24 protein-coding genes and 2 tRNA genes are annotated in these 24,876 nt (G+C 74.8%); 13 read left to right on the top strand and 13 right to left on the bottom strand.

Annotated elements, in window-relative coordinates; genetic code table 11:
* The 3 genes from D459_RS35920 to D459_RS0123435 all read right to left on the bottom strand — a co-directional run.
* Positions 1–343 (bottom strand): hypothetical protein (locus tag D459_RS35920; protein ID WP_026120695.1); only part of this gene is annotated, 343 nt, incomplete at its 3' end.
* A 220-nt stretch (positions 344–563) separates the two neighbouring features.
* Positions 564–637 (bottom strand) — tRNA-Pro (locus D459_RS0123440).
* Between the two features lie 88 nt (positions 638–725).
* Positions 726–1,790, bottom strand: coding sequence for a WD40 repeat domain-containing protein (locus D459_RS0123435; RefSeq protein WP_017595444.1), 1,065 nt, complete (start codon positions 1,788–1,790; stop codon positions 726–728).
* A gap of 156 nt (positions 1,791–1,946) precedes the next feature.
* Between D459_RS0123435 and D459_RS32505 the strand changes: the two genes are divergently transcribed.
* The 6 genes from D459_RS32505 to D459_RS0123405 all read left to right on the top strand — a co-directional run bounded on the left by D459_RS32505 (position 1,947) and on the right by D459_RS0123405 (position 6,042).
* Positions 1,947–2,258, top strand: a complete 312-nt coding sequence (locus tag D459_RS32505) for a hypothetical protein (protein WP_017595443.1) — start codon at positions 1,947–1,949, stop codon at positions 2,256–2,258.
* A gap of 209 nt (positions 2,259–2,467) precedes the next feature.
* Positions 2,468–3,085: a DUF4178 domain-containing protein gene (locus D459_RS0123425; RefSeq protein WP_040710890.1), complete on the top strand. Its 618-nt coding sequence runs from the start codon at positions 2,468–2,470 to the stop codon at positions 3,083–3,085.
* Positions 3,086–3,088: 3 nt separating this feature from the next.
* Positions 3,089–3,667, top strand: a complete 579-nt coding sequence (locus D459_RS0123420; RefSeq protein WP_017595441.1) for a DUF2617 family protein — start codon at positions 3,089–3,091, stop codon at positions 3,665–3,667.
* Positions 3,664–4,002 (top strand): hypothetical protein, encoded by a 339-nt coding sequence (locus D459_RS0123415; RefSeq protein ID WP_017595440.1) that lies wholly within the window; start codon positions 3,664–3,666, stop codon positions 4,000–4,002. The genes D459_RS0123420 and D459_RS0123415 overlap by 4 nt, the downstream gene beginning before the upstream one ends.
* A gap of 31 nt (positions 4,003–4,033) precedes the next feature.
* On the top strand, positions 4,034–4,453 hold the full coding sequence (locus tag D459_RS0123410) for a DUF350 domain-containing protein (protein WP_017595439.1): 420 nt from the start codon (positions 4,034–4,036) through the stop codon (positions 4,451–4,453).
* Complete coding sequence (locus D459_RS0123405) at positions 4,450–6,042, top strand: polyamine aminopropyltransferase (protein ID WP_017595438.1); 1,593 nt, start codon at positions 4,450–4,452, stop codon at positions 6,040–6,042. The genes D459_RS0123410 and D459_RS0123405 overlap by 4 nt, the downstream gene beginning before the upstream one ends.
* A gap of 81 nt (positions 6,043–6,123) precedes the next feature.
* Here the strand turns inward: D459_RS0123405 and D459_RS0123400 are convergent, their stop codons facing one another.
* The 3 genes from D459_RS0123400 to D459_RS0123385 form a co-directional block, all read right to left on the bottom strand.
* The gene (locus D459_RS0123400; protein WP_241485112.1) at positions 6,124–9,087 is read right to left on the bottom strand and encodes an AfsR/SARP family transcriptional regulator; all 2,964 of its coding nucleotides are present in this window, start codon (positions 9,085–9,087) and stop codon (positions 6,124–6,126) included.
* 169 nt (positions 9,088–9,256) lie between these two features.
* Positions 9,257–9,445, bottom strand: a complete 189-nt coding sequence (locus D459_RS0123390) for a hypothetical protein (RefSeq protein WP_017595436.1) — start codon at positions 9,443–9,445, stop codon at positions 9,257–9,259.
* 62 nt (positions 9,446–9,507) lie between these two features.
* A complete protein-coding gene (locus tag D459_RS0123385; RefSeq protein WP_017595435.1) occupies positions 9,508–9,702 on the bottom strand; it encodes a hypothetical protein in 195 nt (64 codons plus the stop codon).
* Between the two features lie 289 nt (positions 9,703–9,991).
* Between D459_RS0123385 and D459_RS0123380 the strand changes: the two genes are divergently transcribed.
* Genes D459_RS0123380 through D459_RS0123370 form a run of 3 tightly spaced genes read left to right on the top strand, consistent with a single transcriptional unit; the run spans position 9,992 to position 11,971 of the window.
* Complete coding sequence (locus D459_RS0123380) at positions 9,992–10,684, top strand: hypothetical protein (RefSeq protein WP_026120693.1); 693 nt, start codon at positions 9,992–9,994, stop codon at positions 10,682–10,684.
* Positions 10,685–10,689: 5 nt separating this feature from the next.
* Positions 10,690–11,358 carry a hypothetical protein gene (locus D459_RS32500; protein ID WP_017595433.1) on the top strand — a complete coding sequence of 223 codons (669 nt, stop codon included), beginning with the start codon at positions 10,690–10,692 and terminating at the stop codon, positions 11,356–11,358.
* Between the two features lies 1 nt (position 11,359).
* The gene (locus D459_RS0123370) at positions 11,360–11,971 is read left to right on the top strand and encodes a hypothetical protein (protein ID WP_017595432.1); all 612 of its coding nucleotides are present in this window, start codon (positions 11,360–11,362) and stop codon (positions 11,969–11,971) included.
* A gap of 103 nt (positions 11,972–12,074) precedes the next feature.
* On the opposite strand, the gene D459_RS0123365 is transcribed toward D459_RS0123370, so the two are convergent.
* Positions 12,075–13,373 (bottom strand): hypothetical protein, encoded by a 1,299-nt coding sequence (locus D459_RS0123365; RefSeq protein ID WP_017595431.1) that lies wholly within the window; start codon positions 13,371–13,373, stop codon positions 12,075–12,077.
* A 122-nt stretch (positions 13,374–13,495) separates the two neighbouring features.
* On the opposite strand from D459_RS0123365, the gene D459_RS0123360 reads away from it, so the two are divergent.
* Positions 13,496–14,347: an NUDIX domain-containing protein gene (locus tag D459_RS0123360; RefSeq protein ID WP_040710888.1), complete on the top strand. Its 852-nt coding sequence runs from the start codon at positions 13,496–13,498 to the stop codon at positions 14,345–14,347.
* Positions 14,348–14,465: 118 nt separating this feature from the next.
* On the opposite strand, the gene D459_RS0123355 is transcribed toward D459_RS0123360, so the two are convergent.
* Positions 14,466–15,275, bottom strand: a complete 810-nt coding sequence (locus tag D459_RS0123355; protein WP_017595429.1) for a PhzF family phenazine biosynthesis protein — start codon at positions 15,273–15,275, stop codon at positions 14,466–14,468.
* A 220-nt stretch (positions 15,276–15,495) separates the two neighbouring features.
* On the opposite strand from D459_RS0123355, the gene D459_RS0123350 reads away from it, so the two are divergent.
* From D459_RS0123350 to D459_RS0123340, 3 genes are all read left to right on the top strand, one after another.
* Positions 15,496–15,903, top strand: coding sequence for a hypothetical protein (locus D459_RS0123350; protein ID WP_017595428.1), 408 nt, complete (start codon positions 15,496–15,498; stop codon positions 15,901–15,903).
* A 98-nt stretch (positions 15,904–16,001) separates the two neighbouring features.
* On the top strand, positions 16,002–16,805 hold the full coding sequence (locus tag D459_RS0123345; protein WP_026120692.1) for a DUF2786 domain-containing protein: 804 nt from the start codon (positions 16,002–16,004) through the stop codon (positions 16,803–16,805).
* Between the two features lie 223 nt (positions 16,806–17,028).
* The gene (locus D459_RS0123340; protein WP_017595426.1) at positions 17,029–17,454 is read left to right on the top strand and encodes a PPOX class F420-dependent oxidoreductase; all 426 of its coding nucleotides are present in this window, start codon (positions 17,029–17,031) and stop codon (positions 17,452–17,454) included.
* An 88-nt stretch (positions 17,455–17,542) separates the two neighbouring features.
* Here D459_RS0123340 and dnaN read toward each other — a convergent pair whose 3' ends face one another.
* The 5 genes from dnaN to D459_RS37080 all read right to left on the bottom strand — a co-directional run bounded on the left by dnaN (position 17,543) and on the right by D459_RS37080 (position 23,685).
* Positions 17,543–18,691, bottom strand: coding sequence for a DNA polymerase III subunit beta (gene dnaN, locus D459_RS0123335; RefSeq protein ID WP_017595425.1), 1,149 nt, complete (start codon positions 18,689–18,691; stop codon positions 17,543–17,545).
* A 97-nt stretch (positions 18,692–18,788) separates the two neighbouring features.
* Positions 18,789–19,250, bottom strand: coding sequence for a DUF4442 domain-containing protein (locus D459_RS0123330; RefSeq protein WP_017595424.1), 462 nt, complete (start codon positions 19,248–19,250; stop codon positions 18,789–18,791).
* A gap of 101 nt (positions 19,251–19,351) precedes the next feature.
* Positions 19,352–20,632 carry an acyltransferase family protein gene (locus tag D459_RS32495; RefSeq protein ID WP_017595423.1) on the bottom strand — a complete coding sequence of 427 codons (1,281 nt, stop codon included), beginning with the start codon at positions 20,630–20,632 and terminating at the stop codon, positions 19,352–19,354.
* 521 nt (positions 20,633–21,153) lie between these two features.
* Positions 21,154–21,241, bottom strand: a tRNA-Ser gene (locus D459_RS0123320).
* 98 nt (positions 21,242–21,339) lie between these two features.
* On the bottom strand, positions 21,340–23,685 hold the full coding sequence (locus tag D459_RS37080) for a MinD/ParA family ATP-binding protein (RefSeq protein WP_241485111.1): 2,346 nt from the start codon (positions 23,683–23,685) through the stop codon (positions 21,340–21,342).
* Between the last annotated feature and the right edge of the window lie 1,191 nt (positions 23,686–24,876).

Raw genomic sequence — 24,876 nt, 5'->3', positions numbered from 1 at the left:
CCCCCCCCCCGCCCCCCCACCACACCAGGGCGAGCGCCGCCGGGCAGACCAGGAGCAGCCCGGTCGCCGCGGTCGCCCAGGGGCTCGGCACCCGCAGCCGGCGCAGCAGCCCGACCACCGGGAGGACCGCCAGGACCGCTCCCCCGAGCGACGGCACGATGACGGCGGCGGCCTCACCGCCGTCCCACGCCCAGGGCTTGTCGACGAAGGGCAGCAGCACGCCGGTCGCCGGCAGCAGCAGCACCGCAGGCCAGACGAGTCCGATGAGCGCACCCACCGCCACCGCCGCCCGACCGACCGGGGCCGCCCCCTGCCCGGCGCCGCCGGATTCCTCCTCGGCCATGGCCTCCGCCTCCCGCCTCCGCACCGCTCGCGTGCGAGTGGACGCGAGCGGCCCTGGAACGGTTCCCGGCCCGGAGACGGCCCGGCCCTGCCGCACCGCCCGCGCACCGGCGCCCTCACCGGAAGGAAGGCCGCCGACGGGCCCGCCGGGGCTCTCGCTGGAGACGAATTCGGCCCCAATACGAAACGCCGGGCCCGTACGGACCCGGCGTTCCACCACGTCGGGGTGGCGGGATTTGAACCCACGACCTCTTCGTCCCGAACGAAGCGCGCTGCCAAGCTGCGCTACACCCCGTGGCAACGGAGTTAAGTCTAGCGGACGTTCGGGAGTGCTCGCACACGCAAGGGCGGAGAGGGTCCGGCGGTTGCGGCGGAGGTGCGGGTCAGTCGAGGTGCCACACGTGCACGTCCCCGTCCCGGCCTGCGGCGACGGCGGCGGTGCGGCCGTCCAGCGCGGTGATGCGGACGGCCCGGATCTCCCCTTCGTGCTCGGTGAACGGGCCGTGGAGGAGGCGCCGCTCCTCCAGGGACCACACGTGGACCGCGCCGTCGTCCGAGCCGGTCACCGCGATCGGGCGGCCGGCCGCGGTGCCGACGTCCGCGCACGTGACGGCGGAGCCGTCGTCCTCGTCGTCCTCGTCGTCCTCGTCGCCGTCGGGCCGCTCGCCGGCGATGTCGATGCAGTCCTGCCATTCGCCGGTGCCGGGGTCGCCCAGGACCACCTCGCCCTCGCCGACCGCCACCACCCGGGTGCGGCCGTCCACGTCCGCCAGGCCGAGGCCCATGACGGAGACGGCCGGTTCGAACTCCCTGAGCAGGGTCCGCCCGCCGGCGTCCCACATCATCACCAGGCCGTCCCACCCGCCGGAGACCAGGACCGGGCGGCCGTCCAGCGTTCCGGCCGCGATGCCGCCGACGCTGTCCCCGTGCCCGTCGCACCGGGCGGGTTCGGCGGCCGCGGCGCCGTCGCCGTCCCCGCCGCCGCGCGACGCGTCCCAGACGCGCAGGAAGGCGGGGAACGCGCTGCAGTCGCCGACGATGAAGTGCGGGCGCCCGCCCGGTGCCGCGCTCACCGCCGTCTGCACCCCGCCGTGGTCGAGCCTCGCGTGCTCGCGGACGGCGCCGGTGTGCAGGTCCCACTGGGCGAAGGGCTCTTCGTAGTTGCCGCCGCCGACCACGATCCGGCCGTCCGCGACGGCCGCGCAGACGGCGGTGATCCTGTAGTCGTCGTCCTCCTCCGGGAGGAACCCGTAGAGCGCGTGGAACTCGTCCGGGCGGTACGGCTGCCGGAGCCGGTACTCGGTCCAGCGGTCGTCGGACGGGTCCCAGGTGTACACCCGCGGGCCTCCGTCCGCGCAGACGAAGAGGGGGCGGCCGTCGACGGTGACGAGGTCGAGGTCGCAGATCTCGTGGGAGGGGGCTCGGGAGGAGATGAAGGGGGGCGTCATGGGCGCGGAGTGTAGGGGCGGGGTCCGACACGCGTCCGCGGGGCGGAGGAGCCGCAGGGGGCGGCGGGGGACTCGGGGTGAAACCTCTGCAGAGAAGAACGGCCGGAGGCGGCCGCGGCGGTTGCCGGGGGCCGGGGGCGGGCGGACCTTCTGGGCATGGACGGTGCGGAGTGGCAGGCGCCCTGGTGGGTGCTGCTGGGAAGGTGGCTGAACGGGGACCGGGTGTGCGCGGTGCCGGACTGCATCGGGCTGGCGGAGGGGGCTCCGTACTGCGCCGCGCACGCCGACGACGTGCGGGAGCGGCGGGTGCGGCTGGGCGGGCGGCGGTGCGCGCGGGAGGGGTGCCCGCGGCCGCGGGAGGGCGGGCCGGTGCACGGCGGGCTGTGCCGGGCGCACGGGGACGACGCGCTGCTGCGGGAGCGGGCGGCCGCCGGGCGGTGGAACGTGCCGCCGTCCCCGAGGCATTGATCCCGGCCCGAGGCCGACGCGGCCCTGCCGGCGTGGCTCCGCCGAAGGTCCGGGGCGTACCGCCCTCCCTCGGCCGGGGCGCGGTCTGAGACGATACGTCCGGTCGCGGCCAGGCGGGAACCCGCCCGGCCCCTTCCTCGTCCTACCCCCCGATGCCCCGGGTGGCGGGGCCGGACCGTGCACGCCGAAGTACCGATGGGAGCCCCCGCTTGAACACCACAGTGATCCTGTTCCTGCTGGTGGCCGTGTTGGCGATCGTGGTCGCGGCGCTCCTGGTGGTCCTGCTGCGGAAGCGGCCCGCGGCGGCTCCGGCCGCGCCCGAGCCGCCCCGCGACCCGTTCGCCGACATCGGCGAGACCGGCGGCGACCCGCTCTCGCTGCGCGCCGGGGACATGCTGGAGTACGGCGCGGAGCAGGCCTGGATCCGCGGCTCGCTGCGGCTGTCCGAGGGCGGCGCGGTCTGGGCCGAGCACTTCATCGAGGTCGAGGGCGGCCGCCGCTGGCTCTCCGTGGAGGAGGACCCCGACCTGCAGATGGCGCTCTGGACCGGCCGCCCCGACCTGGAGCTGACCCCGCACGGCCGCACCGTCGAGCTGGAGGGCACCACCTACCGGCTGACCGAGCGCGGCAGCGCCTCCTACCGCTCCGAGGGCACCACCGGCCTGCGCGCCCAGGGCGGCATGGACTACGCCGACTACGAGGCCGCCGACGGGTCGCTGCTCTCCTTCGAGCGGTTCGACCACGGCCGATGGGAGGCGGCCACCGGAACCGTGGTGAACCGCGGCGACATCACCGTCTACCCGTCCACGGACGCCCCGGAGGCCTGACCCGTGCCCTCCCCCGCCCCCCTGCTCGGCGCGGTCGCCGTGGACGTCCCGTTCACCGACACCCGCGCCGCCGACCTCTCCTGGTCGCTGGAGCACGCCGGGCTTCCCGCGCTGGCCCGGACCCGCGCCCGGATCGCCGGGTACCGGGTCGAGCTGCGCGTCCTCGGCGCCTCGCACCAGGTCGCGGTCGCCGCGGCGGGCACCGGGGCCGCGCTGCTCACCGAGACCGTCGCCTGCCTGGCCGATCCCGGCCGGGAGGCCCGGCCGCTGCCCGAGTCGGCCCGGCGCGAGCTCCCCGGCCGGCTCGGCTACCGGTTCCGCAGCACCGTCGAGCGGCACGGCGCGGACGCCCTCACCGAGCGGGTGGCCGCCCTGATCGCCGCCGCCGAGGCGCATCCGGCCTCGGTCGCGGCGTCCTTCCCCGGCGACCCGGCCGCCGTCACCGCGCTCGCCGCCGGCTCTCCGGGGCCCGGGCGGCTGCACTGGACGACCTGGCACTCCTATCCGCAGAGCGGTGAGCTGGTGCGCACCGAGACGCACCTCTCTCCCCCCGACCTCCCTGGGAGGACCGAACGACCGTGAACGACGAGAGCGGCGCGTCCGGCGCCGGAAAGATATTCCTGACCCTGGGCCTGCTGGCGGTCCTGTTCGTCTTCCTGATCGCCGCCTGCAGCAGCGGCGGCGGGCGCCCGGACTGCGGCGACTACGACCTGGTCGACGGCCGGTACGTGTACAACGACGACCGCGGCGACTACGAGTACGAAGACGGCGAATACATCTACGTGGGCTGCCGGACCACCTCCTCGCACGGCTCCTCCAGCGGCTCCTCCGGCGGGGGCTGGTGGTTCTTCGGCGGAGGCGACGGCCACCGGAACGGCTCGGGGTACCGCGGCGGCGGCCCGGGCTGGGGCAAGTGAACGCGAGCATCATGAATAGGAGCGGATAACGGTGTTCATCGTGTACGAGGCGCTCGCCTGCCTCGCCTACGGCGTACTCGGAATGGTCCTGATGGCCCTCGGGTACCTGCTGGTCGACGTGCTCACCCCGGGCAAGCTGCACGCCCTGATCTGGACCGACAAGAACCCCAACGCCACCCTGGTGCTGGCCGCCAACACGCTGGGCGTCGCCCTGGTGGTGGCCATGGCCGTCTACACCAGCACCGGCCCCCTCGCCGAGGGCCTGCTGCTGACCGGCGTCTACGGCGTGATCGGGCTGGTGCTGATGGGGCTCTCCTTCGTCGTCATCGACCTGCTCACCCCCGGTAAGTTGGGCGCCGTGGTGACCCACGCCGACCTCCAGCCCGCCGCCTGGATCAACGCCTCGGCGCACATCGCGGTCGCCCTCGTGGTCGCCGCGGCCATCTCTTGACCGGCCCCTCCGGATCCCCCCTCCGGCTCCCGGTCCCGCCGCGGGCGGCACGCTTCCTGGTGCTGCTCGCGGTCTTCATCTGCGCGGCCTGCGGCCTGGTCTACGAGCTGGCCCTGGTCGCGCTGGGCAGCTACCTGCTGGGCGACACCATCACCCAGGCCTCCATCGTGCTCAGCGTGATGGTGTTCGCGATGGGCGTCGGCTCGCTGGCGTCCAAGGGGCTGACCGCCCGGCCCGCGTTCTGGTTCGCCGTGATCGAGGGGGCGCTGTCCCTGGTCGGCGGGCTGTCGGTGCTGGCGCTGTACGCGGCCTACGCCTACCTGTCGCTGTACCAGCCGGCGCTGGTGCTGTGCGCGTTCGCCGTGGGCGCGCTCATCGGCGCGGAGATCCCGCTGCTGATGGAGCTGATCCAGCGGATCCGCCGGCAGGACGCGGCCGACGCGGTCGCCGACCTGTTCGCCGCCGACTACGTGGGCGGCCTGATCGGCGGCCTGGCCTTCCCCTTCCTGCTGCTGCCGGTGTTCGGGCTGGTCGAGGGGGCGCTCATCGTCGGCGCGGTCAACGCCGTGGTGGGCATGTGGGTGGTGCTGTGGCTGTTCCGCTCGTCGCTGCGGCGCCGGTCGCGGGTGCTGACCACCTCGGCCATGGTGCTGGTGGTCGCGGTGCTCGCGGCCGCGTTCGCCTACTCCGGCCGGTTCGAGGTGACCGCCCGGCAGGCGCTCTACCGGGCCCCGATCGTGCACGCGGAGCGCTCCGACTACCAGGAGATCGTGGTCACCCGCACCTCCGACGGCCGGGACACCCGGCTCTTCCTCAACGGCGACCTGCAGTTCAGCTCGCTGGACGAGTACCGCTACCACGAGTCGCTGGTGCACCCGGTGCTGGACGGGGCGCGCGGCTCGGTGCTGGTGCTCGGCGGCGGCGACGGGCTGGCGGTGCGCGAGATCCTCCGCTACCCCGACGTCGAGTCGGTGACCCTGGTCGACCTCGACCCGGCCGTCACCCGGCTGGCCCGCACCGACCCCGAGATCTCCGAGCTCAACGGAGACTCCCTGGACGACCCCCGGGTGGAGGTGGTCAACACCGACGCCTTCAACTGGCTGCGGGAGAACGGCGAGCGCTACGACGCGATCATCGCCGACATGCCCGACCCCGACGACGTCGGCACCGCCAAGCTCTACTCGGTGGAGTTCTACGGGCTGGTCCGCAACGCGCTGGCCGACGGTGGCCGGTTCGCGGTCCAGGCCGGTTCGCCGTTCTTCGCGCCGAAGGCCTACTGGGGCATCGGCGCCTCCCTGGAGGAGGCCGGCTGGGCCACCACCCCGTACCACGTGGACGTGCCCAGCTTCGGCGACTGGGGGTACTTCCTGGCCGCCCCCGAAGGCGGCGGCGAGGGGGACGGCCCCCCGCTGGGCCTCCCCTCCGACGCCCCCGACCTGCGCTTCCTCAGCGGCTCCGTGCTGCAGGCGGCCGAGGTCTTCCCGGAGGACCGCTCCCTGGAGGCGACCGGCGACGTCCGCCCCTCCACCCTGCTCGACCCCTCGGTCATCGGCTACGAGCAGGACCCGGAGGCCTGGGCCGGCTACTGAAAACGACGATCTCGACGTTGCGGGGGTATCAGAGCGCTCTGATACCCCCGCAACGTCGAGATCATCGGGGTAAGGCCGCGGTCAGCCGCCCAGGGCGGCGCGGGCCTCGGCCGCCTCGGGGACGCCCAGTTCGCCGAGGAGCGCGGCGGCCGCGGTGAGCCGGTCCTCGGCGGTGGTGCCGGCCCCCTCCTCCCGGTCGAGGAGGCCGAGGCCGAGCAGGGCGCGGGCCTCGGGGTAGCGCTCCTTGCGCTCTCGGGCGATGCGCAGCGCCTTCTCCTGGGCGGTGCGGGCCTCCTCGCGCCGCCCCAGCACCGCCAGGGTCCGGCCGAGCTCGGCGAGGATCTCCGCGTCGGCGTTCCGCACCCCGGCCCTGCGGCCCAGCTCGTAGGCGCTCTGGTGGGCGTCGACCGCGTCCTCCGGGCGGCCCGCCCCGCGCAGCGCGATGGCCAGGCCGTTGAGGGCGTAGATCTGATCGGAGTGGTTGCCGCCCTCCCGGGCGACCTCCACCGCCTCCTCCAGGTGCTGCAAGGCGGCCTCGTGGTCGCCCAGGCCGGCGCTGGACTCGCCGATCACCCGCAGCGCGGCCGAGCGCAGCTCCGCCCCGCCGTCCTCCTCCGCGGCGCCGAGCACCGTCCGCCCGGCCGCGATCGCCGCACCGTAATCGCCGATGACCTGGTTGACCGCGCCGATGTTCAGGGTCTGCAGCAGGATCAGCCGCCGGTCGCCGGACTCCTCGACGAAGCCCATCACCTGCTCGAGCGAGGCCAGTGCATCGGTGAACCGGCCGAGCCGCTCGTAGATCATGGCCAGGTTGGCGTCGACCCGGATCAGGCCCTGGTGGTCGCCCATCCGGTCGAGGATCTTCCGGGCGTCGTTGAGCAGGTCGAGGGCGAGGTTGAAGCGACCCGCCATGAACTGCGCGATGCCCAGTCCGACCAGCGTCACCGCGCTGCCCCGCTCGTTGCCCTGGCGGCGGCTGACCTCCAGCGCCTTCTCCTGGGTGGCGAGCAGCAGCTCGGTGCGGCCGTGCGAGGCGTAGTACAGCCACACCGAATCGGCGATCTGCCAGGCGTGCTCGCCGGCCCGGACGGAGGCGAAGAAATCCACCACCGAGGCGAGGTTGTCCTGGTGGATATCGAACCAGGAAACCGCCTGACTCCGTTCGGTGATTTCGTTTTCGTAGCGTGACTTCTTCTCGACGGACACCTCGTATTCGTGCGCCCGGGGGCCGAGGAAATCCGAGGCCCTATTCGCGGTCCCCAGGTAATATTCGGCCAGCCGCCACCGGGCCGCGTCGGTCTCCTTCTCCGGCAGCGCGCTCTTCGCCTTGTGCCGGGCGTAGACGCCGATCAGGTCGTGGAACCGGTAGTGGTCCGCGCCGGGCTCGTCCAGCAGGCAGACACTGACCAGCTCCTGCAGCAGGTCGTCGGCGTCCGGGGCCTCCAGGTCCAGCAGCGCCGCCGCGCCGAACAGGTCGACGCTGCCGCCGATCATCATGCCGAGCAGGCAGAACGAGCGCTGCTGCTCCGGGGTGAGGCTCAGGTAGGAGAGCTCGAACACCGCCTCGACGCTCTGCCCCTCCACCTGCAGCTCGCGGAAGCGCCGCCGCTGCTCGCTCAGCCTCTGCACGACGTGGGCGAACGTCCACCGGGGCCGGCTCAGCATCCGTCCGGTGACGATGCGCAGCGCCAGCGGGAGCCCGCCGCACTGCCGGACCACCTCGGCCGCGGCGTCCCGCTCGCGCTCCACCCGCTCGGTGCCGAGCACCGTGCCGAGCAGCTGCATCGACTCGCCCTCGTCGAGCATGCCCAGCGAGACGTACCCGGCCCCGCCCAGGCCGGGCAGGTCGTTGCGGGTGGTGACCAGGGTGAGCGAGCCGGGCCCGGCGGTGAGCAGCGCGGCGACCTGCGCGTGGCCGACCGCGTTGTCCAGCACCACCAGGACCCTGCGGCCGGCCAGCCGGGCCCGCCACAGCGCCGAGCGCTCCTCCAGGCTCTCCGGGACCGCCTCCGGCGGCACCCCGGTGGCGCGCAGCAGCACGCCCAGCGCGGCCTCGGGGCGGAGCGGCTCCTGGTCGGGGCTGTAGCCGTACAGGTCGATGAAGAGCTGCCCGTCGGGGTAGCGGCCGGCCAGCCGGTGCGCGGCGCGCACCGCGAGCGCGGTCTTGCCCACCCCGCCCGGCCCGGTGACCACGTGCACGTCGGCGCCCTGCTCCCCGGCGGCCAGCAGCCGGCCCAGGTCCTCCTGGCGGCCGGTGAAGTCGGGGATGTCCCGGGGCAGGTCGTTCCGGGGCGACCAGGCGGCCGCGTCGACCTGGAGGACCTGCTGCGGCGCGGTGTCCTCCAGCGCCGACGCCGGCGGCGCGGGCTCCGGCTCCCCCTCCGTGTCGGTGAGGATCCGCTGGTGCAGCTCGACCAGTTCCGGGCTGGGGTCGACGCCCAGCTCCTCGGCCAGGTGGCGGCGGTTGTCCTCGTAGGCGGCGAGCGCGGCCGCGCGCTGGCCGCTCCGGTACAGCGAGGAGATCAGCAGGTAGCGCAGGCGCTCGCGGAGCGGCTCCTCACGGACCAGCGGCGACAGCCGGGTGACCACCTCGGTGTGGCGGCGGAGCGCGAACGCGCACTCGGCCCAGGCGACCACCGCGGCCCAGCGCTCCTCCAGCAGCGGCTGGCCCAGGGCGTACCAGAGCCGCTCCGATCCGGTGCCGGAGAAGGGCCGGCCGCGCCAGCACTCCAGGGCGCGGTCCCAGTCGGCGATCGCCTCGGCGGGGTCGGCCGCGGCCTGGGCCCGCGCCACGTGCGAGCGGAACCGGTGCAGGTCGACGCGGACCGGGTCGACGTCGGCCAGGTATCCGCCGGGGGTGGTGACGATGGTTCCGGGAAAGGCCCGGCGGAGGTGGGAGATCTGCACCTGGACGACGGAGCGCGCGGTGCGCGGGGGATCGTCGCCCCACAGGTGGGAGATGAGCCGGTCGATCGGCACCTCTTTACCGACGTCGACCAGGAGTGCGCCCAGGACACAGCGCTGCCTCGGCCCCCCGACGGGCACCGATTCTCCGTTTTCCCATGCGGTTATGGGGCCGAGCACGCCGAAATCCACAAACGGCACTGTACCAAGGCCATTTGCGGATCACCGGAGAGCGCGGGCGCCCTCCCCATTCACCGCCGCGTATTGCCGCGCCGGTGTGCGCCCGCGCTCGGTCCTTCGGAACCGGTTTTCAGCGCTCCCGCTCGACCGGGGCCTTCTCCGACCCCTCGCCCTCGCGCGCGGGAGCGGATTCCTCCTCGCGCTCCCGCTCCTGCACGGGGACCGGGTCCTCGTAGGGCTTCAGCTTGGCCGCCGCGCCCAGGCCGAGCCCGGCCACGATCTCCTCGAATCCCGCTTCCGGGGCAACCGTGAGCACCATCCCCGCCCCCGTCCTTTCCGGTCGTCGCGGGGGCCTGCACATCCGGCAGGCCCCGTCCCACTTCAAGGCCACTCGATGTCGATACCGGCGGCGTCGTCCTCGTCCTCCCAGGGCTCCATCTCCTCCTGGCGGGAGTTCCCGTCCTCCTCCATCGGCTTCATCTTCGCGGCCGGGCCGGGGACCGGGGCTGGAGCGTCGAGGCCTTCGACGATCCGGGAGAACTCTTCGTCGACAACACCCTGCTCGACCAGCAGCATGCTTCCACTTCCGTTTCTCTCGGAGGACTGCGCCGTGTTCGTGCGGCCTTTCACCGTCCGCCGACGCGGCACCCGCGGGCCGTCCTCCCGCGGGTGCCGGATGTCGCCGAACGGGTCCAACCCTAGAGAGGCCGTCTTCCGCAGCGCTTTCAACCCGCTTTCGGGCCGGGAACGGGCCCGCGGGGCGGTGCGGCGCCTGCTCGGCGCGGTGCGGGCGGCGCCGGGCGCGGTGTCCTCATTCGGCCGCTCGTTCCCCTCTCCTCCCCTGGGCCCCTTAAGCTTCCCTTTTGTGGCGCACCACTTGCCCGACCTCGACGACGGCCCGGACCTCCCGCTCCCCCGGACCGTGCGCGGGCGTGTCCTGCTGGCCGCCGCCGGCGCGCCCGTCATCGCGCTGCTGCTGGTCGCCCTCTGGCTCACCGGAGGGCTGGACGACGCCAAGGCGGTCCAGTTCAAGACCGCCGAGCCGGGCAAGGCCGTGCAGAACAAGCTGCTGAAGGCGACGCTGCACGAGGCCTCCGTCGGCGCCGACCCGGACCTGGGCGGGTACCGGTTGGAGGTCCGCGCGGAGCTGGAGTCGCTGGCGGACGAGCCCGTCCCGGCCTCGCAGCTGAACACCCTGTTCAAGGTGGACTTCGGGCGCAAGGACCTGAAGGCCGAGACGATGCGCGTCCGGCTGGTCCGCCTGCCCGACACCGAGCTGGGCGACCTCCAGCCGAAGATGCCGGAGGAGGTCGTCCTGGTCTGGACGCTGGCCGAGGGCGACCCGGCCGACGACAAGATCAAGACCGCCGAGGAGACCTTCGGCGAGGACTTCCTCGCCGAGCCGGACGACGTCTCCGCGCAGCTGGCCGAGGTGGACAAGGCGGAGATCACGGTGACCGGCGCCAAGTTCGAGCCCGGTTTCACCGATCCCGCCAAGCGCTGGTGGACCGATGACAAGACGGCGGGCGTCTACACGCTCCCGCTGGAGAAGGGGTGAGCCGGATGCGCGCCGCCCCCGACCCCCGGCCGGCCCGGCGCCGCTCGGGCCGCGCGTCGACGGTGCTGGCCTCGGCCGTGCTGCTGGCGCTGCTGCTCGGAGCCCAGGCGCTCCGGATCCACGACGACGAGGACCGCACCGCGCCGATCGAGGCGTCCGGGGCCGCGTCCGAGCCGGTCGACGCGCGCTCGTTCACCGTCGAGGTGGTCGACGTCGCCTTCGCCCGGTCCGTCTACGACGAGTCCGGCTTCTCCTTCGGCGGCGATGAGGCGGACGCCGGGGCGGCGGACGGCGCCGTCGAGGCCAACGGCGTGTGGGTGGTGGTGACGGCCGACATCACCGCCGCGGAGCGGACGCTGGAGCGGGTCGAGGCCGAGCTGGAGACCGGCGAGGGCACCACCTACGGCTCCTCCGGCGTGTCGATGAACGCGCTCGGGTCGATCGGCGACGCGTTCTCCCCGGGGATCCCCCGGCGCGGCGCCGTGGTGTTCGAGCTTCCCCCCGAGCGGCTGGCCTCCCCCTCCGTCCGGTTCAACGTGTTCTCCGGGCTGGACCGGCGGCTGTCCGGCTCGGCCCTGGTCGACCTGGAGCTGAGCGGCTCCGAGCTGAAGAAGGCGGTCGACGGGGCGGAGGAGGCGGTGGCCGTGCCGCAGAGCGAGATCCGGAAGGCGTGAGGTGACGGTGCCCCCGCTGTGGAAGAGGCTCCAGCTGCCCTACGTGGCCGCGGTCGCGGTGCTGCTCCCGGTCTCCGTCGCGGTGCCGTGGTGGCTGGAGGAGCGGAAGCTGGCCGAGAGCGGCGCCGTCCCGGCGGACCCGGTGCCGGCCCAGGGCGGCCGGGCCGACCTCGCCGGCAGCTCCTGGGAGGTCCGCGGCTTCCTGCAGGACGAGTTCGGCGAGGCCGAACCGCCCCCGCCGGGCATCAGCCTGGTGGACGTGCTGTTCCGCGCCGTCCCGTCCGACGAGGCCGCCGCGGAGAAGCTGCTCAGCTGCGACTTCCGGGCCGAGGACGGGCGGGGCCGGGTGTGGCGGCCGGACGGCTCCTTCTCCACCCGCGCGGCGGTCACCGAGGCCGGCGCCGTCACCCCCGGCCTGGGCGGCTGCGCCGACCCGGAGGGCGAGCCGCTGCCGCCCGGCGAGAAGGCCGGGGTCATCGTCAGCTTCCTGGTGCCCGAGGACGCGGTGGACTCCCTGGTCTTCCAGGTGCAGGTGGACACCGGGAGCGGCGAGGACGAGGAGCACCCGCGGGCCCCGGTCGCCGCGGAGTTCCGGGCCGAGAAGAAGAACTGAGCCGCCCGGCGCCCTGACCTGCGTTGATCTTGGACTCATCGACCGGTCTAGGAAAACCCACCTGTACGGGGCCGCAGTCCGGGACCGGTCGATGAGTCCAAGATCAACGCGAAAGGGCCGCCCCGGTGGAGGCGCGGGCGCGGCGGCCGATGCTCTCCCCGCCGACCTTGCGCAGGATCAGCTCGAAGGTCGCGGCCAGCAGGCAGATCCGCAGCATGTACTTGGCGGCGTCCAGCACCACCTCGATCGGGCTCATCCACGGCCACCACCAGCCCAGCCATTCGGCCGGGCCGACGGCGACGAACACCCCGCGCTCCAGCCAGTCGAAGCCGAGCTCCACCAGCACGTAGTAGAGCGAGAAGGACAGGTAGAACACCGGGCTGGTGCCCAGGATGAACCGGAACGCGTTGAGGAACGGGACGTACTTGTCGCCCATGTCCCGGCGGACCCACCCGGCGGCGGTGCGGAGCGGCCCGCGCCGCCCGGTGATCGCCTGCTCCAGCCGGCCCGCGCGGGTGCCCTTCCGGAACAGGCCGGTGTAGCGGTCCATCTGGGCGCCGAACACCACCGCGGTGATGGTCAGCCAGAGCAGCGGCTCGATGAACCCGCCCTTGAGCATCGCCCACAGGGCGGTGGCCGCGCCGATCGCGCCGAGCACCAGCTCCTGCAGCGGGAACGGGGTGACCAGACCGTTGGCCCAGGCCAGGCCGGCGTTGAGGGTGTCGTGCACGGCCACCGTCGCGGCCCGGGTGTCCACCCACTTCCAGAACTTGCCGAGCAGGTCGACCACGCTGAACAGCGCGAGGAAGGTCCAGGTGGACTCGAACAGCGCGGTCAGCACGCCGGTGGTCTTGTTGCCGGTCTGGTCGTAGACGTACTCGAAGAACGCGCGCAGGCCGAACGCGAGCAGCGCCATCGCGATCAGCGGGCCGGTGGCGTCCATCGCCCCGATGTCCAGCAGGAACTCCATGCCCTCCTGGTTCACCGTGGCGATGAGGAACCTGCGGTACTCCTCGGCGATGAGGTCCCAGGCGCTGTAGAAGATGAGGAACGGCAGGATCGCCATGGCCACCGCGTCGACCAGGTTCCGCTCGGCCTCGGCGATGCCGCGCCGCTCCCCGGTCCCGCGCGCCCTGCGGTACTCGGCGTCCACCGTGGGCAGGCCGGGCCGGAGCAGGTGGAACATGATGATGTAGGCGGCCAGCTGCAGCACCAGCACGATCCCCAGCACGGCGTAGCCGAAGTAGGGTTCGATGGCGACCAGCTTCGCCATGCCGCGCATGGCCATCCGGTGGGCGAAGTCGCCCAGCAGCCAGACGCACAGCAGTGGCGCCCAGTACCGGCGGACGAGGTCCAGTGTGTACAGGGGCAGTAACGCGGCGAAGGGGATCTGCCTGGTCATCGCGGGTGAATCTTAGCGACCCCCGGGCGCCCTCCGCCGCCTTGGCCGGATTCGGCCGCCGCTCCGCGGCCGGGTGCGGTAAGAACGGGAGCGGGACCGTGCGAGCTGCTGAGGAGGACCGGGTGAGCAGAGGAGACGGCGACGGGTGGGTGACCCTGCCCGACGGTTCGGAGCGATGGGGGCTCTACGGTGCGGCCGGGGTGCTGCTGCACGCCCCCGGGAGCGATGGGGAGGCGCCGCACGTCCTGCTCCAGCACCGGGCCGCCTGGACCCACCAGGGGGACACCTGGGGGATGCCCGGGGGCGCTCTGGACAGCGGCGAGTCCTCGGTGGACGGCGCGCTGCGCGAGTTCGGCGAGGAGGTGGCCGGCGAGCTCGGGCCGATCGATGTGTCCGCGGTGCACCGGGCGGCCCGCGGCACCTGGCACTACGACACCGTGCTGGCCCGCTCGCAGGCGATGGGCGCGTTCTCGAACAGGAACGCGGAGAGCAGGGAGATCCGCTGGGTCCCGGTGGACCGGGTGGAGGAGCTGCCGCTGCTGCCCGCCTTCGGGGAGATCTGGCCGCTGCTGCGCGGCGCCCTGGCGTCCCGGCTGGACCTGGTGGTCGACGCCGACGCGGTGCTGGCCCGGAGCGGCGGCACCGGCGAGGAGGCGGTGGCCGAGCTGCGCGACGCGCTGGCCGGGCTGGCCGGGTCCGGGGTGCCCGGCGACGCGCTCCCCGACCACCTCGCGCTGCCCCCGCTGCACCTCTGGTTCCCCCGGGTGCACCTGGTCACCGCCGCCGAGGTGGCGCCGGTGCCCGGGGTGACCATCGCCCGCGGCACCGCCTCGGCCGACGCCGCGGGCGCCGCCCGCTCCGCCGGCGGCCGCGCGGTGCTGGCCGTCACCGACCGGACCGGGCGGACCGGGACGGCCGCCCCGGAGTGGCTGCTGGAGAAGGCCGGGCTGGAACCGCTGGTGCACTGCGCCTGACCGGCCCCGCGCCGCTCCCGTCGGCCTCGGCGCCGCCGGCGTCGCGACCGGCGTCGAGACGGTGGCGCGGCGCCGCGGCGGCGCCGGGATCAGCGCCCTGGCGGCTGGCGGCTCAGGGTCAGTGCCGGAGTTCGCCCTCGGAGACGGTGACCGCGGTGCCGCCGATGCGCACCCGGCCCGGGGCGCCGGCGGGCAGCTCCAGGGAGAGCAGGCCGCCGCGCGCGGAGCACTGCACCGCGTCGAACGCGGTGCGCCCCAGCCGCTCCGCCCAGTAGGGGGCGAGCGCGGTGTGCGCGCTGCCGGTCACCGGGTCCTCGGGCACGCCGACGTTGGGGCCGAAGAAGCGGGAGGCGAAGGCGTACGGGCGGCCCGGCGCGGCCGGCGCGGTGGGCACCACGCCCCGCTCGGCGAACGCGCCCAGCCCGGCGATGTCCGGGTCCAGGCCGCGCACCGCGTCCTCGGACTCCAGCTCCACCAGCAGGTCGCCGGTGCCGGCCGCGGCGGCGCGCACCGGTTCGGCGCCGAGCGCGGCGGCGAGGCCGTCCGGCACCTCGACCGGGGCCGGCGGGTTGGCCGGGAAGTCCATCCACAGCACGCCGCCGCGCTCGGCGACGGTCAGCACGCCGCTGCTCCGGGTGGCGAACCGGACCTCGCCGCGTACCCCGTCCTCGGCGAGGGCGTGCGCGGTGGCCAGGGTGGCGTGGCCGCACAGGTCCACCTCGACGGCGGGGGTGAACCAGCGCAGCTCGTAGTCGGCGGCCGAGCCGGGCGGCAGCCGGACCGCGAAGGCCGTCTCGGAGAGGTTGAACTCGGCGGCCACCCGCTGCGCCCGGCCGTCGGCGCAGGGCTCGTCCAGGACCAGGACGGCGGCCGGGTTCCCGCTGAAGGCGCGGTCGGTGAAGGCGTCGACGACGCGGAATCGGGTCATCCGGGAACGGTATACCCGCTGCTCTCCGCGGGGCGCGGAGGCCCGGGCACTCCCCGGCGGCGCCGTTCGTTGACCTGTCGACGTGCACGGCCGACGGGTCAGGGGTAAGTCAGGGATGGGCCCTGATGCACTCCCGCGGGCACGCGGGCAGTCTGGAAGGCGAGCCTGGGACCCGACCGGATCCGGGCGGGAACGCCCGCACCACTCGCGAGGAGCAGACATGACGCTGGAGCGCGGCAACGCTTTCACCCCGGTCGCCTCGGCGACGATGATGTGGCCGTGGGGGACGGCCCTCGGCGGCGGCGCCGTCGGCGGCATCGCCTTCTTCCTGTTGAACTCGTTCTCGGTGAGCTCGGGGCTCGCCGCCGGTGTCTTCTTCTTCACCCTGATCGGCGGCGCGGTGGCGCTGCTGGGCAAGAAGGGCGACCGGCGGGCCAAGCGCTGGGCCGCGCAGTACCCGTGGAAGTTCGCCGGTGCGCCGGCGCTCGCGGGCGCCCTGGGCGTGGCCGCGGTGGCGCTGGTCTTCGGCGGCGGGCTGTTCGGCGCGATCGGCTCCGGCCTGCTCACCGCCGCCGTGCTCTGGGTCATCCTCGGTGTGATCGGGACGGTGGCCGGCGGCCGTAGCTGACCGCCGCCGGGCATCGGCGGGTAGTCTCGGTCAGGGTCGCTGAGAGGAGCCCCTTGACCACCGAGACCACCGAGAACCGTGAGCCCGCCCGGCAGAAGATGGTCGAGCGGGTGCGTGCCCTGCTCCGGATGGCCGAGGACCCCGCGGTCACCGACGCGGAGAGCCAGGCGTTCACCGCCAAGGCCGCCGAGCTGATGACCCGGCACGCCATCGCCGAGGCGGAGGCGCGCGCCCAGCGCGGCGAGGAGGCGGAGTCCGTCTCCCGCCTGGACTTCCCCGTCTCCGGTGTGGGCGGGCACGGCAAGGCGCGGGTCAAGGCGCTGGCCGGGATCGCCGCCGCGTTCGGCTGCCAGTCGGCGGTGCGCGGGAACACCTCCGCCAACACCGAGCGGACCCTGATCATCGTCGGCACCGTCTCCGCGCTGGACTCGCTGCGCGTGCTGCTGCCCTCCATCACCCTGCAGATGGAGGCCTCCGCCCGGTTCACCGCCCGCAACCACATCGCCGACCTGCGCGAGCTGCGCAACCTGGACCGGTCCGCGCTGGCCGGCGAGCGGAGCCGGTTCTACCGCTCGTTCATCCGCGCCTACGGCTACGCCGTCGCCGAGCGGATCCGCGAGTTCCGCGCCCGGCTGCGCGAGGAGCCGGCGGCCGGCGGCTCCGGCTCCGGTTCCGCGGAGGATCCCGCGCCGGTCGGCGCCGACCTGGTGCTCCGCAGCGATGTGGACCGGGTCAAGGAGGACTTCCAGCGCCGCTTCCCGCAGCTCAAGCCGACCCGGCCGGAGCGCACCCACCACCGGGCCGGGGCGCGCGCCGGCTACCTGCGCGGCCGCTCCGCGCAGCTGGGCATGGAGACCGCGGTCGGCGGGGACGGCGGCGGCCGGATCACCGAGGGCGAATGATCGCCGGGGTTTTCCCCTGACGGGGTCACCCTGTGGATAACTCTGTGCACAACCCGGAAAATTGCTGTGGATAACCCCCGATTTCCGGGCCTTGCCTGTGGATAAGGCGGATTCCGCCCTGCCGCGCATCCCACCGCCGCCAAAGCGCCGGCAAAAAGTGACGAGCGTCACTCTCCTGGGAAGGCTGCTCAGTACCAGCCATGGATCCAGGGAGTCACCGAGGATGAACGCAACCGCGCTCCTGAAAGCGTTCCGCGACTACAAGACGGGCCTGCTGACCACCTACCGGGACGACGGGGTCACCGGCGTGGACACCCCGGTCAGCTACGTGGTCGACAAGGGCCGCATCATCTTCCGCACCTGGGAGGACTCCGGCAAGGCCAAGCGGCTCGGCGGCCACCCCTTCGCCGACCTCCGCCCGAGCACCTTCCGCGGCGAGCCCCGCGGCAAACCGGTGCACGGCCGGGTCCGCCTGCTCACCGAGCCGGAGAGCCGGCACGCCTCCCTCCTCCTCGGCCGCCGCCACCCGGTACTGCAGCGCTGGGCGGTCCCCATCTCGCACCGCCTCCTGCGCTACCGCACCCTCCACTACGAACTCGTCCCGCTCGACACCGAAGAGGTGCAGAGCAACGAGGGCTGCCCGGACTGACCCTGGCCGATCGGCCGGCCGGGCGGCCGGCCGGTCCCCACCGTCGGCTTCGCCGGGAGGGCCGCGGTTTCGAGGGCATCGCCCGGGGTCAGGAGACCCGGAGCGGCATCACCAGGTAGCGGAAGTCGGGCTTGCCGCCCTCCTCCTCGGGGACCTCGGAGATCACCACCGGCTTGGTCGGCAGGGTGAAGTCCAGCCAGGCCGTCTCCGTGCCCACCCCGCCCAGGCCGTCCAGGAAGTAGCCGGGGGCGAACGCCACCCGCATCGGCTCGCCCCGGTAGGCGACGCTGAGCGCCTCGGCGGCCTGCGCGTCGTCGCCGGAGCCGGCCTCCAGCACGACCTCCCCCTCGGTGAAGGAGAGCCGCAGCGGGGTGCTCCGGTCCGCGACCAGGGCGACCCGGCGGACCGCCTCGGCCAGCGCGGCCACCGGCACCTCGGCGCGGGCCGCCGCCTCGGCCGGGAACCGCGGCTCGTAGTCGATGAAGTCGCTGTCGATCAGCCGCGAGGTGGTGCGCCGGGAGCCGGTGTCGAAGCCGATCATCCCCTCCCCGCGGGAGGAGCCGGCCGCCTTCCCGAGGGGGAGCGAGGAGAGCGCCACCCCGACGTTGCCGCCGGACGGCAGCGAGCGGGCGAAGTCGTGCAGGGTGCGGGCGGGCACCAGGGCCGAGGCGGACAGCTCCGGGTCCTCCGGGCGCCACCGCATCCGGCGCACCGCCACCCGGTACCGGTCGGTGGCGGCCAGGGTGAGGGCGTCGCCGCGGAAGGCCAGGTGCACCCCGGTGAGCATGGGCAGGGTGTCGTCCCGGCCGGCCGCCGGGACGACCTGGCGCACCGCGGCGGCGAACCGGTCGGCCGGCACCGATCCCGCGCTCCCCGGCATCTCGGGCAGGACCGGGTAGTCCTCCAGCGGCAGGGTGAGCAGGGTGAACCGGGCGCTGCCGCAGGTGAGCAGGGCACGCGCCGCGTCGGTGTGCAGCTCGACCGGCTCGGCCGGGAGGCTGCGGGCGATCTCGGCGAGCAGCCGCCCGGAGACCAGCACCTCGCCGGGCTCCTCGATGTCGGCGTCCACCCGGGCGCGGGTCGAGACCTCGTAGTCGAACCCGGAGAGCCGCAGGCCGTCCTCGGCGGCCTCCAGCCGCATCCCGGCGAGGACCGGGGCGGCGGGCCGGGCGGGCAGCGCCCGGGCGGTCCAGGCGACCGCGTCGGCGAACGCGTCTCGGTCGACTCGGAACTTCACTCGGACCTCCCACGGGCGGGCCGGCCCCTGTTCGCGGGCCGGAGACTGCCGTCACCGTACCCACCGGTGCCGACAGTCCACCGCAGGTCGGGCCGGGTCAGGAGGACTTGTTCGGCTTGAGCGTCCAGACCACGGTCATCAGCCCGGTCACGGTGCCGTCCTCGGTGCGGAGCTCGATCTCGACCGGGAACTCGGGGCGGCCGCCGGCGTCCAGCTCGGCGAGGACCTCCTCGCGGGTGCGGCCCAGCTTCGCCTCGGCGATGACGTCGCCCATCGCCAGCTTGCGGTAGCGGATCTCCGCGGAGACGGCCAGTGGGACGGCGCGCTCCAGCTGGTCGCCGAAGGTCCCGATGACGATCGCCCCGGAGGCCGATTCGGCCAGGGTGAACATGGCGCCGGCGTGCGGTCCGCCGACGTGGTTGTGGTGGTCGGCGTTGTCCGGCAGGCGCAGCACGGCGCGGCCGTGGTCGATCTCCTCGAAGGACACCCCGAGGGTCCGCGCGAAGGGGACCGCGGCGAGGAAGCCGGACTTGACCATCTCCGCCGCTTCGGCGCTCATCGTCGTCATGCCGGTCATGTTACTCACGAGTAATTAGCGGCGCCACCCCCTGCCCCGGACGGAACGGGCCGTGCGCCCCTCCCCGGCCCCGCCCGCGGGCCTCAGCCGACCGGGGCCGGGCTGGGCACCCGCACCGAGGGCAGGGTGGCCAGCATGCCCGCGCAGACCGCCAGGGCGCCGAGCAGCGGGACCGGGCCGGTGCCCAGCCCGCCGGTGGTGAGCACCAGCAGGCCGCCGCCGGTCAGCGCGGCCGCGCCGAGGATCCGCGCCGTCCCCGGGTCGCCGCGCAGCGCCCGCGGCGGCTCCTCGAACCGGACCGCCCAGCCGACCACCGTGCACAGCAGCGGCAGCACCAGGGCCGCGCCGACCAGGCACCACACCGCCCAGGCGCCGGAGAGCGGAGCGGGGGTGTGCATCCCCAGGCCCAGCACCAGCACCCCGGCGACCAGGGAGAGCGGCGCCATGTGCCACAGGTAGACCGTCATCAGCCGGGGGCCGATCCAGTGCAGCACCCGCGCCGGGGCCGGGTGCGCGACCCACCCGGCGATGCGGTCGCGGAGCAGCACCGCCAGCCCGATCTGGCCGACGCCCAGCCCGGCCAGGACCAGGGTCGGCGGGCCGGCGTTGGACGCCTCCACCGCGAACACCCCGGTCATGTTGGGCGAGTAGGGGCCGAACGCGGCCAGCGCGACGGCCGCGCCGAACCCGCCGGCCGCCATCGCCGCGGCCCCGCGGCGGCCGATCGCCCCGGCGGAGTAGCGGAACCCGAGCTGGTGCAGGCCGAGCCAGACGAACGCGATGTTGGCGTAGCCGAGCGCGTCCGCGCCGGTGGCGAACCGGACGGTGTCGACGACCGCGGCCCCGGCCAGCAGCGCGGCCGGCACCGCCCAGCCGAACCGGTCCTCGGCCCGCACCAGCACCGGGGTGGCGACGACGACCAGCACGTAGACGGCGAGGAACCAGAGCACGATCCCGGCGGCCTCGGTACCGACCCGCAGCGGCTGCTCCGGGACGCCCGCCGCGTCCAGCAGGTAGGCCGCCGGTATCCACGCGGCGGCCAGCGGGATCACCGGCCAGGCCAGCCGGCGCAGCCGCTTGGCCAGCCACTCCGACGCGGTGGTGCCCTTGGCCGCCGAGGCGCGGCGGCTCAGCACGTTCACCGCGCCGCCGACGAAGAAGATCAGCGGCATCACCTGGACGATCCAGGTCACCGCGAAGCCGCCCTCGGCGTTGAGGACGCTCCCCATGGACAGGGTGTCCGAGGCCGCGGAGAAGGACAGCACCGGAAGCGACCAGTGCTGTGCCACCACGAGCACGATCACCAGCAGCCGCAGCGCGTCCAGGAAGAGGTCGCGTTCGGGGAACGCGGTCGGAGGGGTCATCGATCGCTCCTTCGTCAGATCGACGACCCTAGGCGGGCCGGACCGATCCGGACGATATCCCGTACACCCCTCTCGGCAGGGGCACACCCTCCCGCACACGGTGGTGCGAGCACGACCCCGCCTGCACCCACCTGCGTGTTCACCCGCCCGGCGCAGGGCTCACCGGTCGCGGCCGCCGGCGGCCTCCGGGGGAACGAGGCCGGCGGGAAAGAGGGGCGCGGCACACGATAACCCCTTCCGGACATCCCCAAGCCCGTTTTCCGGGAGGCCCGCCCCGGCTCCCCGGCCCGTGCCGCTCCCACCAGGGCGGCGTCCGCCGGTCAGCCCGGGCCCCGGACTCCGCCCCTTTCTGTATGTCGGCACTGACCTGCGCAGACACCTGCGGAAGCATTCCGCGTACATTCCGCGGCCACCCGCCTCGGGCCGCTCACGGCGGCATGCGGCCGCATCCCCCAGAGACGGCGAAGACCCCCGCCCGGTCGGCGTCGTGCCTGGTGGGCGAGGGTCTTCGCTGCTCGCTGCGGAGGGTGTGGGATTCGAACCCACGAAGCCCCGGAAGGACTTAACGGTTTTCAAGACCGTCGCACTCGGCCGCTATGCGAACCCTCCTGGTGGCGCTCCCGGCGCCTCGACAGATGCTAGCTCACATCCGCCGGTGGGGCCCTTCCCGCAGGAGGCTTTCCGCTGCGGGAAGGGGTCCCGTCCGGTCAGCGCGGCCAGGCGAACGCCTCGCCCACGGTCGCGGCCAGCTTGAGGTAGGAGTCGCGGGTGCCCGGGGCCAGCCGGTCGAGGTCGACCTCGGCGCCCTCTTCCAGGTGGGAGTCCCAGGGGACCCGGACCACCGCGCGGCAGCGGCTCGCGAAGTGCTGCTCCAGCCGGTCGAGGTCGACCGAGCTCTTGCCGCTGGGCCGGACCATGGAGAGCACCACCACGGCGCCCCGCACCAGGTAGCCGTACTCGTGCGCCTCCAGCCAGTCCAGGGTGGCGCTGGCGCTGCGCGCCCCGTCCACCGACGGCGAGCTGACCAGCACCACCTGGTCGGCCAGGCCGAGCACGCCGCGCATCGCCGAGTGCAGCAGGCCGGTCCCGCAGTCGGTCAGGCAGATGGAGTAGTAGTGCTCCAGCAGCCGGGAGACCTCCCGGTAGTCCGACTCGCTGAACGCCTCGGAGACCGCGGGGTCGCGGTCGGAGGCGAGGATCTCCAGCCGGCTCATCGCCTGCGAGGTGAACCCGCGGATGTCGGCGTAGCGGGTGATCATGTGCTGCTCGTTGAGCAGGTCGCGGATGGTCGCGGCGGTCTCCAGCCGGACCTTGTCGGAGAGCGTCCCGCGGTCGGGGTTGGCGTCGACGGCGAGCACCCGGTCGCCGCGGAGCGACGCCAGCATCGAGCCCAGCGCGACAGTGGTCGTCGTCTTGCCGACCCCGCCCTTGAGGCTGAGCACCGCCACCCGGTGGTGCCCGCCCGCGACGTGCGTGCGCGCCCGCGCGACGAGCTCGTTGCGCCGCTTGTCCGCCGCCGACTCCCCCGGGTTGACCAGCCCGAGGGACATGGCGTGCACGGCCTTGCGCCAGCCCTTGCCGGGCTTGTTCTTCCGCGCCCCGCCGCCGCGGACCAGCGCGGCGGTGTCCAGGTCCTCCGGCCCCTGCGGCACCGGCGGCTGCTCGTAGGGCTGCTGGACCGGCTGCATCTGCGGCTGCTGGGCCTGGGGCGGCTGCCCCTGCTGCGGATACGGCTGCTGCCCGCCGGTCGCCGGGTACTGCGGCTGGTACGGGGCCTGCTGCGCCCACCCCTGATCGGCGGGCCGCTCCCACTGCTGCGGAGCGGGGGCCGCCTGCGGGGCGGGCTGCTCGGTCCCGGCGAGCACCTGGTCCCACTGGTAGGGGGACTGGCCGCCGGTCTCGGCGGCGGGCCGCGCCGCCTCGGCCTGAGGCTGCGCCTGGTCCCACTGGTAGGGCTGCCGGCCACCGCTCTCCGCGGCGGGCTGCGCGGCCTCGGCCGGCGCCTGGTCCCACTGGTACGGCTGCTGACCGCCGCTCTCCGCGGCGGACGGCTGCGGCTGGGCGGGAGCGGCCGACGGGTCCCACCACGCCTGCTCCTGGGCGGGCGCGGGAGCGGCCTGCTCCCACTGCCGCCACTGGTCGGAGGGTTCCGCCGCGGCCGGGGCCGCGCTCTGCTGCCACTCCTGGGAGGCCTCCGCGGGAGCGGGCGGAGCCTGCTCCCACTGGTACCCGGCCTGACCGCCGGTCTCGGCGGCGGGCTGCGCGGCCTCGGCCGGCGCCTGGTCCCACTGGTAGGGGGAGTGACCACCGGTCTCGGCGGCGGGCCGCACCGCCTCGGCTGGCGGCTGCTCCCACTGCTGCGCGGGCTGGGCGCCGCTCTCCGCATAGGCGGCCGACGCGTCCCACTGCGGCACCTCGGGAGCCTGCTCCCACTGCTGCGGAGCGGGCTGCGGCGCCTCGGCGGGAGCCGCCGGGCCCCACTGCTCCGCCTCGTCCGATGGCCGCTCCCACTGCTGCGCCGGCTGGGCGCCGCTCTCCGCATAGGCGGCCGACGCGTCCCACTGCGGCGCCTCCGGCGCCGCTGCGGGGGCCTGCTCCCACTGCTGCGGGGCCTCCTCCGCCGGGGCGGGGGGAGCCGCGGCGTCGGCGGGCGGGGCCGCCTCGCCGAGCCGCTCGGCCAGCGCCGAGTCGCGCGGCCCCGCTCCGAGGCGGACGGTGGCGCTGTCCGGAGCGGCCGCCCCGGGCTGGAGGCGGACGGTGGACTCGAACTCGTCGTCCTCGCCGTCCTCCTCCTCGTCCGCCCGGACGGCGCTCCCGGAAGACACGGAAGGTTCGGAGGGCTCGGTGTACGCCGAGGGCCCGGGGGGCCCGGAAGGCTCGGCGTGCTCCGCGGCCGGGGTCTCGGGGAGCGGCTCGGCGGCGGGCACCGGGTCGGGGGCGCCCAGGCGCACGGTCATCTCGGCCGGGTCGAACGCGTCGTCCCCCTGCCGCTCCTCGGCGGGGGCCGCGGACGGCTCGGCGCCGAGCGGCGGCAGCTGCTCGGGCTCGGGCACGTCGGAGGCGCGCTCCTCGGCGGCGGGGACCGGCTGGGGCGCCGGGGCCTGCGGAGCGGGCGGCGGAACGGGACCGGGCGCTCCCGGCCTCGGACCGGTCGCCGGCGGGCGCCGGTCGTCGCGGACGGGCGGCTGCGGGGGCTGCTGCGGCCTCTGCTGCGGGTGCCCGGGCGGCACCGGCGGCCCCTGCGGGGAACGCTGCGGCGCGTGCGGGGGACGCCCCGGAGGAGGCCCCTGGTGCGGTCCCTGCGGCGGGTGCGGCGGCTGCCCGTTCTGCGGCTGCCGGTACTGCGGCGGCGGAGGGCCCTGCGGAGGCCGCTGCGGGTGCGGCGGCCGCGGACCGCCGGGCGGCGGCCCGTAGGGCCCGGGCGGCATCGGGGCGCCCTGCCGCACCTGCGGGCCCGGGGGCGGCGGGTGCGGGGCGTTCCGCGGCGGCTGCGGAGCCGCCGGGGCGGCGTACTGCTGCGGCCGGGCCGGGGGCGGCGCCTGCGGCCCGGAGGCCTCGCGCGCCGGCTCCGGAGCGGGGGCGGGTGCGGGCGCGGAGGTCGGCTCCGGAGCCGGTGCAGGGGCCGACTCCGGCGCAGGCGCGGGCGCGGGCGCCGGTGCCGCCTCCGCGGTCGGCGCGCTCTGCGGTTCCGGGGCGGGCTCGGGCTCCGGGGACGGCGCGGGGGACGGCTCGGCGGCCGGTTCGGGATCGGGGGCCGGCGCCTCCGCCGCCTGCTCCGCTGCCGGCTCCGGGGACGGGAACGAGGGCGGCTCGGGCGAGGGGAAGGCGGCCGGGACCGGCGCCTCCGCGCCGGGCGCCCCGCCCACCGCGTAGGGCGGGGGCGGCGGCAGCGCGCCGCCGTCGCCGAACCACTGGTCCGAGGGCGACATGACGGGGGCCTGCCAGCCGTGGCCCGCGCCCTCCGCACCCGGCTGATCGGCAGCCCCGTGGTCACGCCCGTCCTCCGGCGGACGCGGAGTCGGCTGCTCCGGGCCGTCGTGATCTCTCTGTGCCACCGAGGTTCTCCTCAAGACGCTTTTCAGGGGCGTAAGCGTGACGACGCGGGGGCGCCGGCCTCCGCGGGGGCGGGGGACGGGGCTGCGGGCACCCAGCGTCGTCTGTTTTCCCATCTCCGTCAACAAAGATAGAACCCGGCGGCAAAAGCACGGCATCCAGCCCGAACCACCACCGCGCCCGGTGGGTAG

This window comes from Nocardiopsis potens DSM 45234, assembly GCF_000341105.1.
In the GTDB taxonomy this organism is placed as follows: Bacteria; Actinomycetota; Actinomycetes; order Streptosporangiales; family Streptosporangiaceae; genus Nocardiopsis_A; species Nocardiopsis_A potens.
Note: the sequence above shows the minus strand (reverse complement) of the source record. Positions and strands in the feature narration are given on the sequence as shown.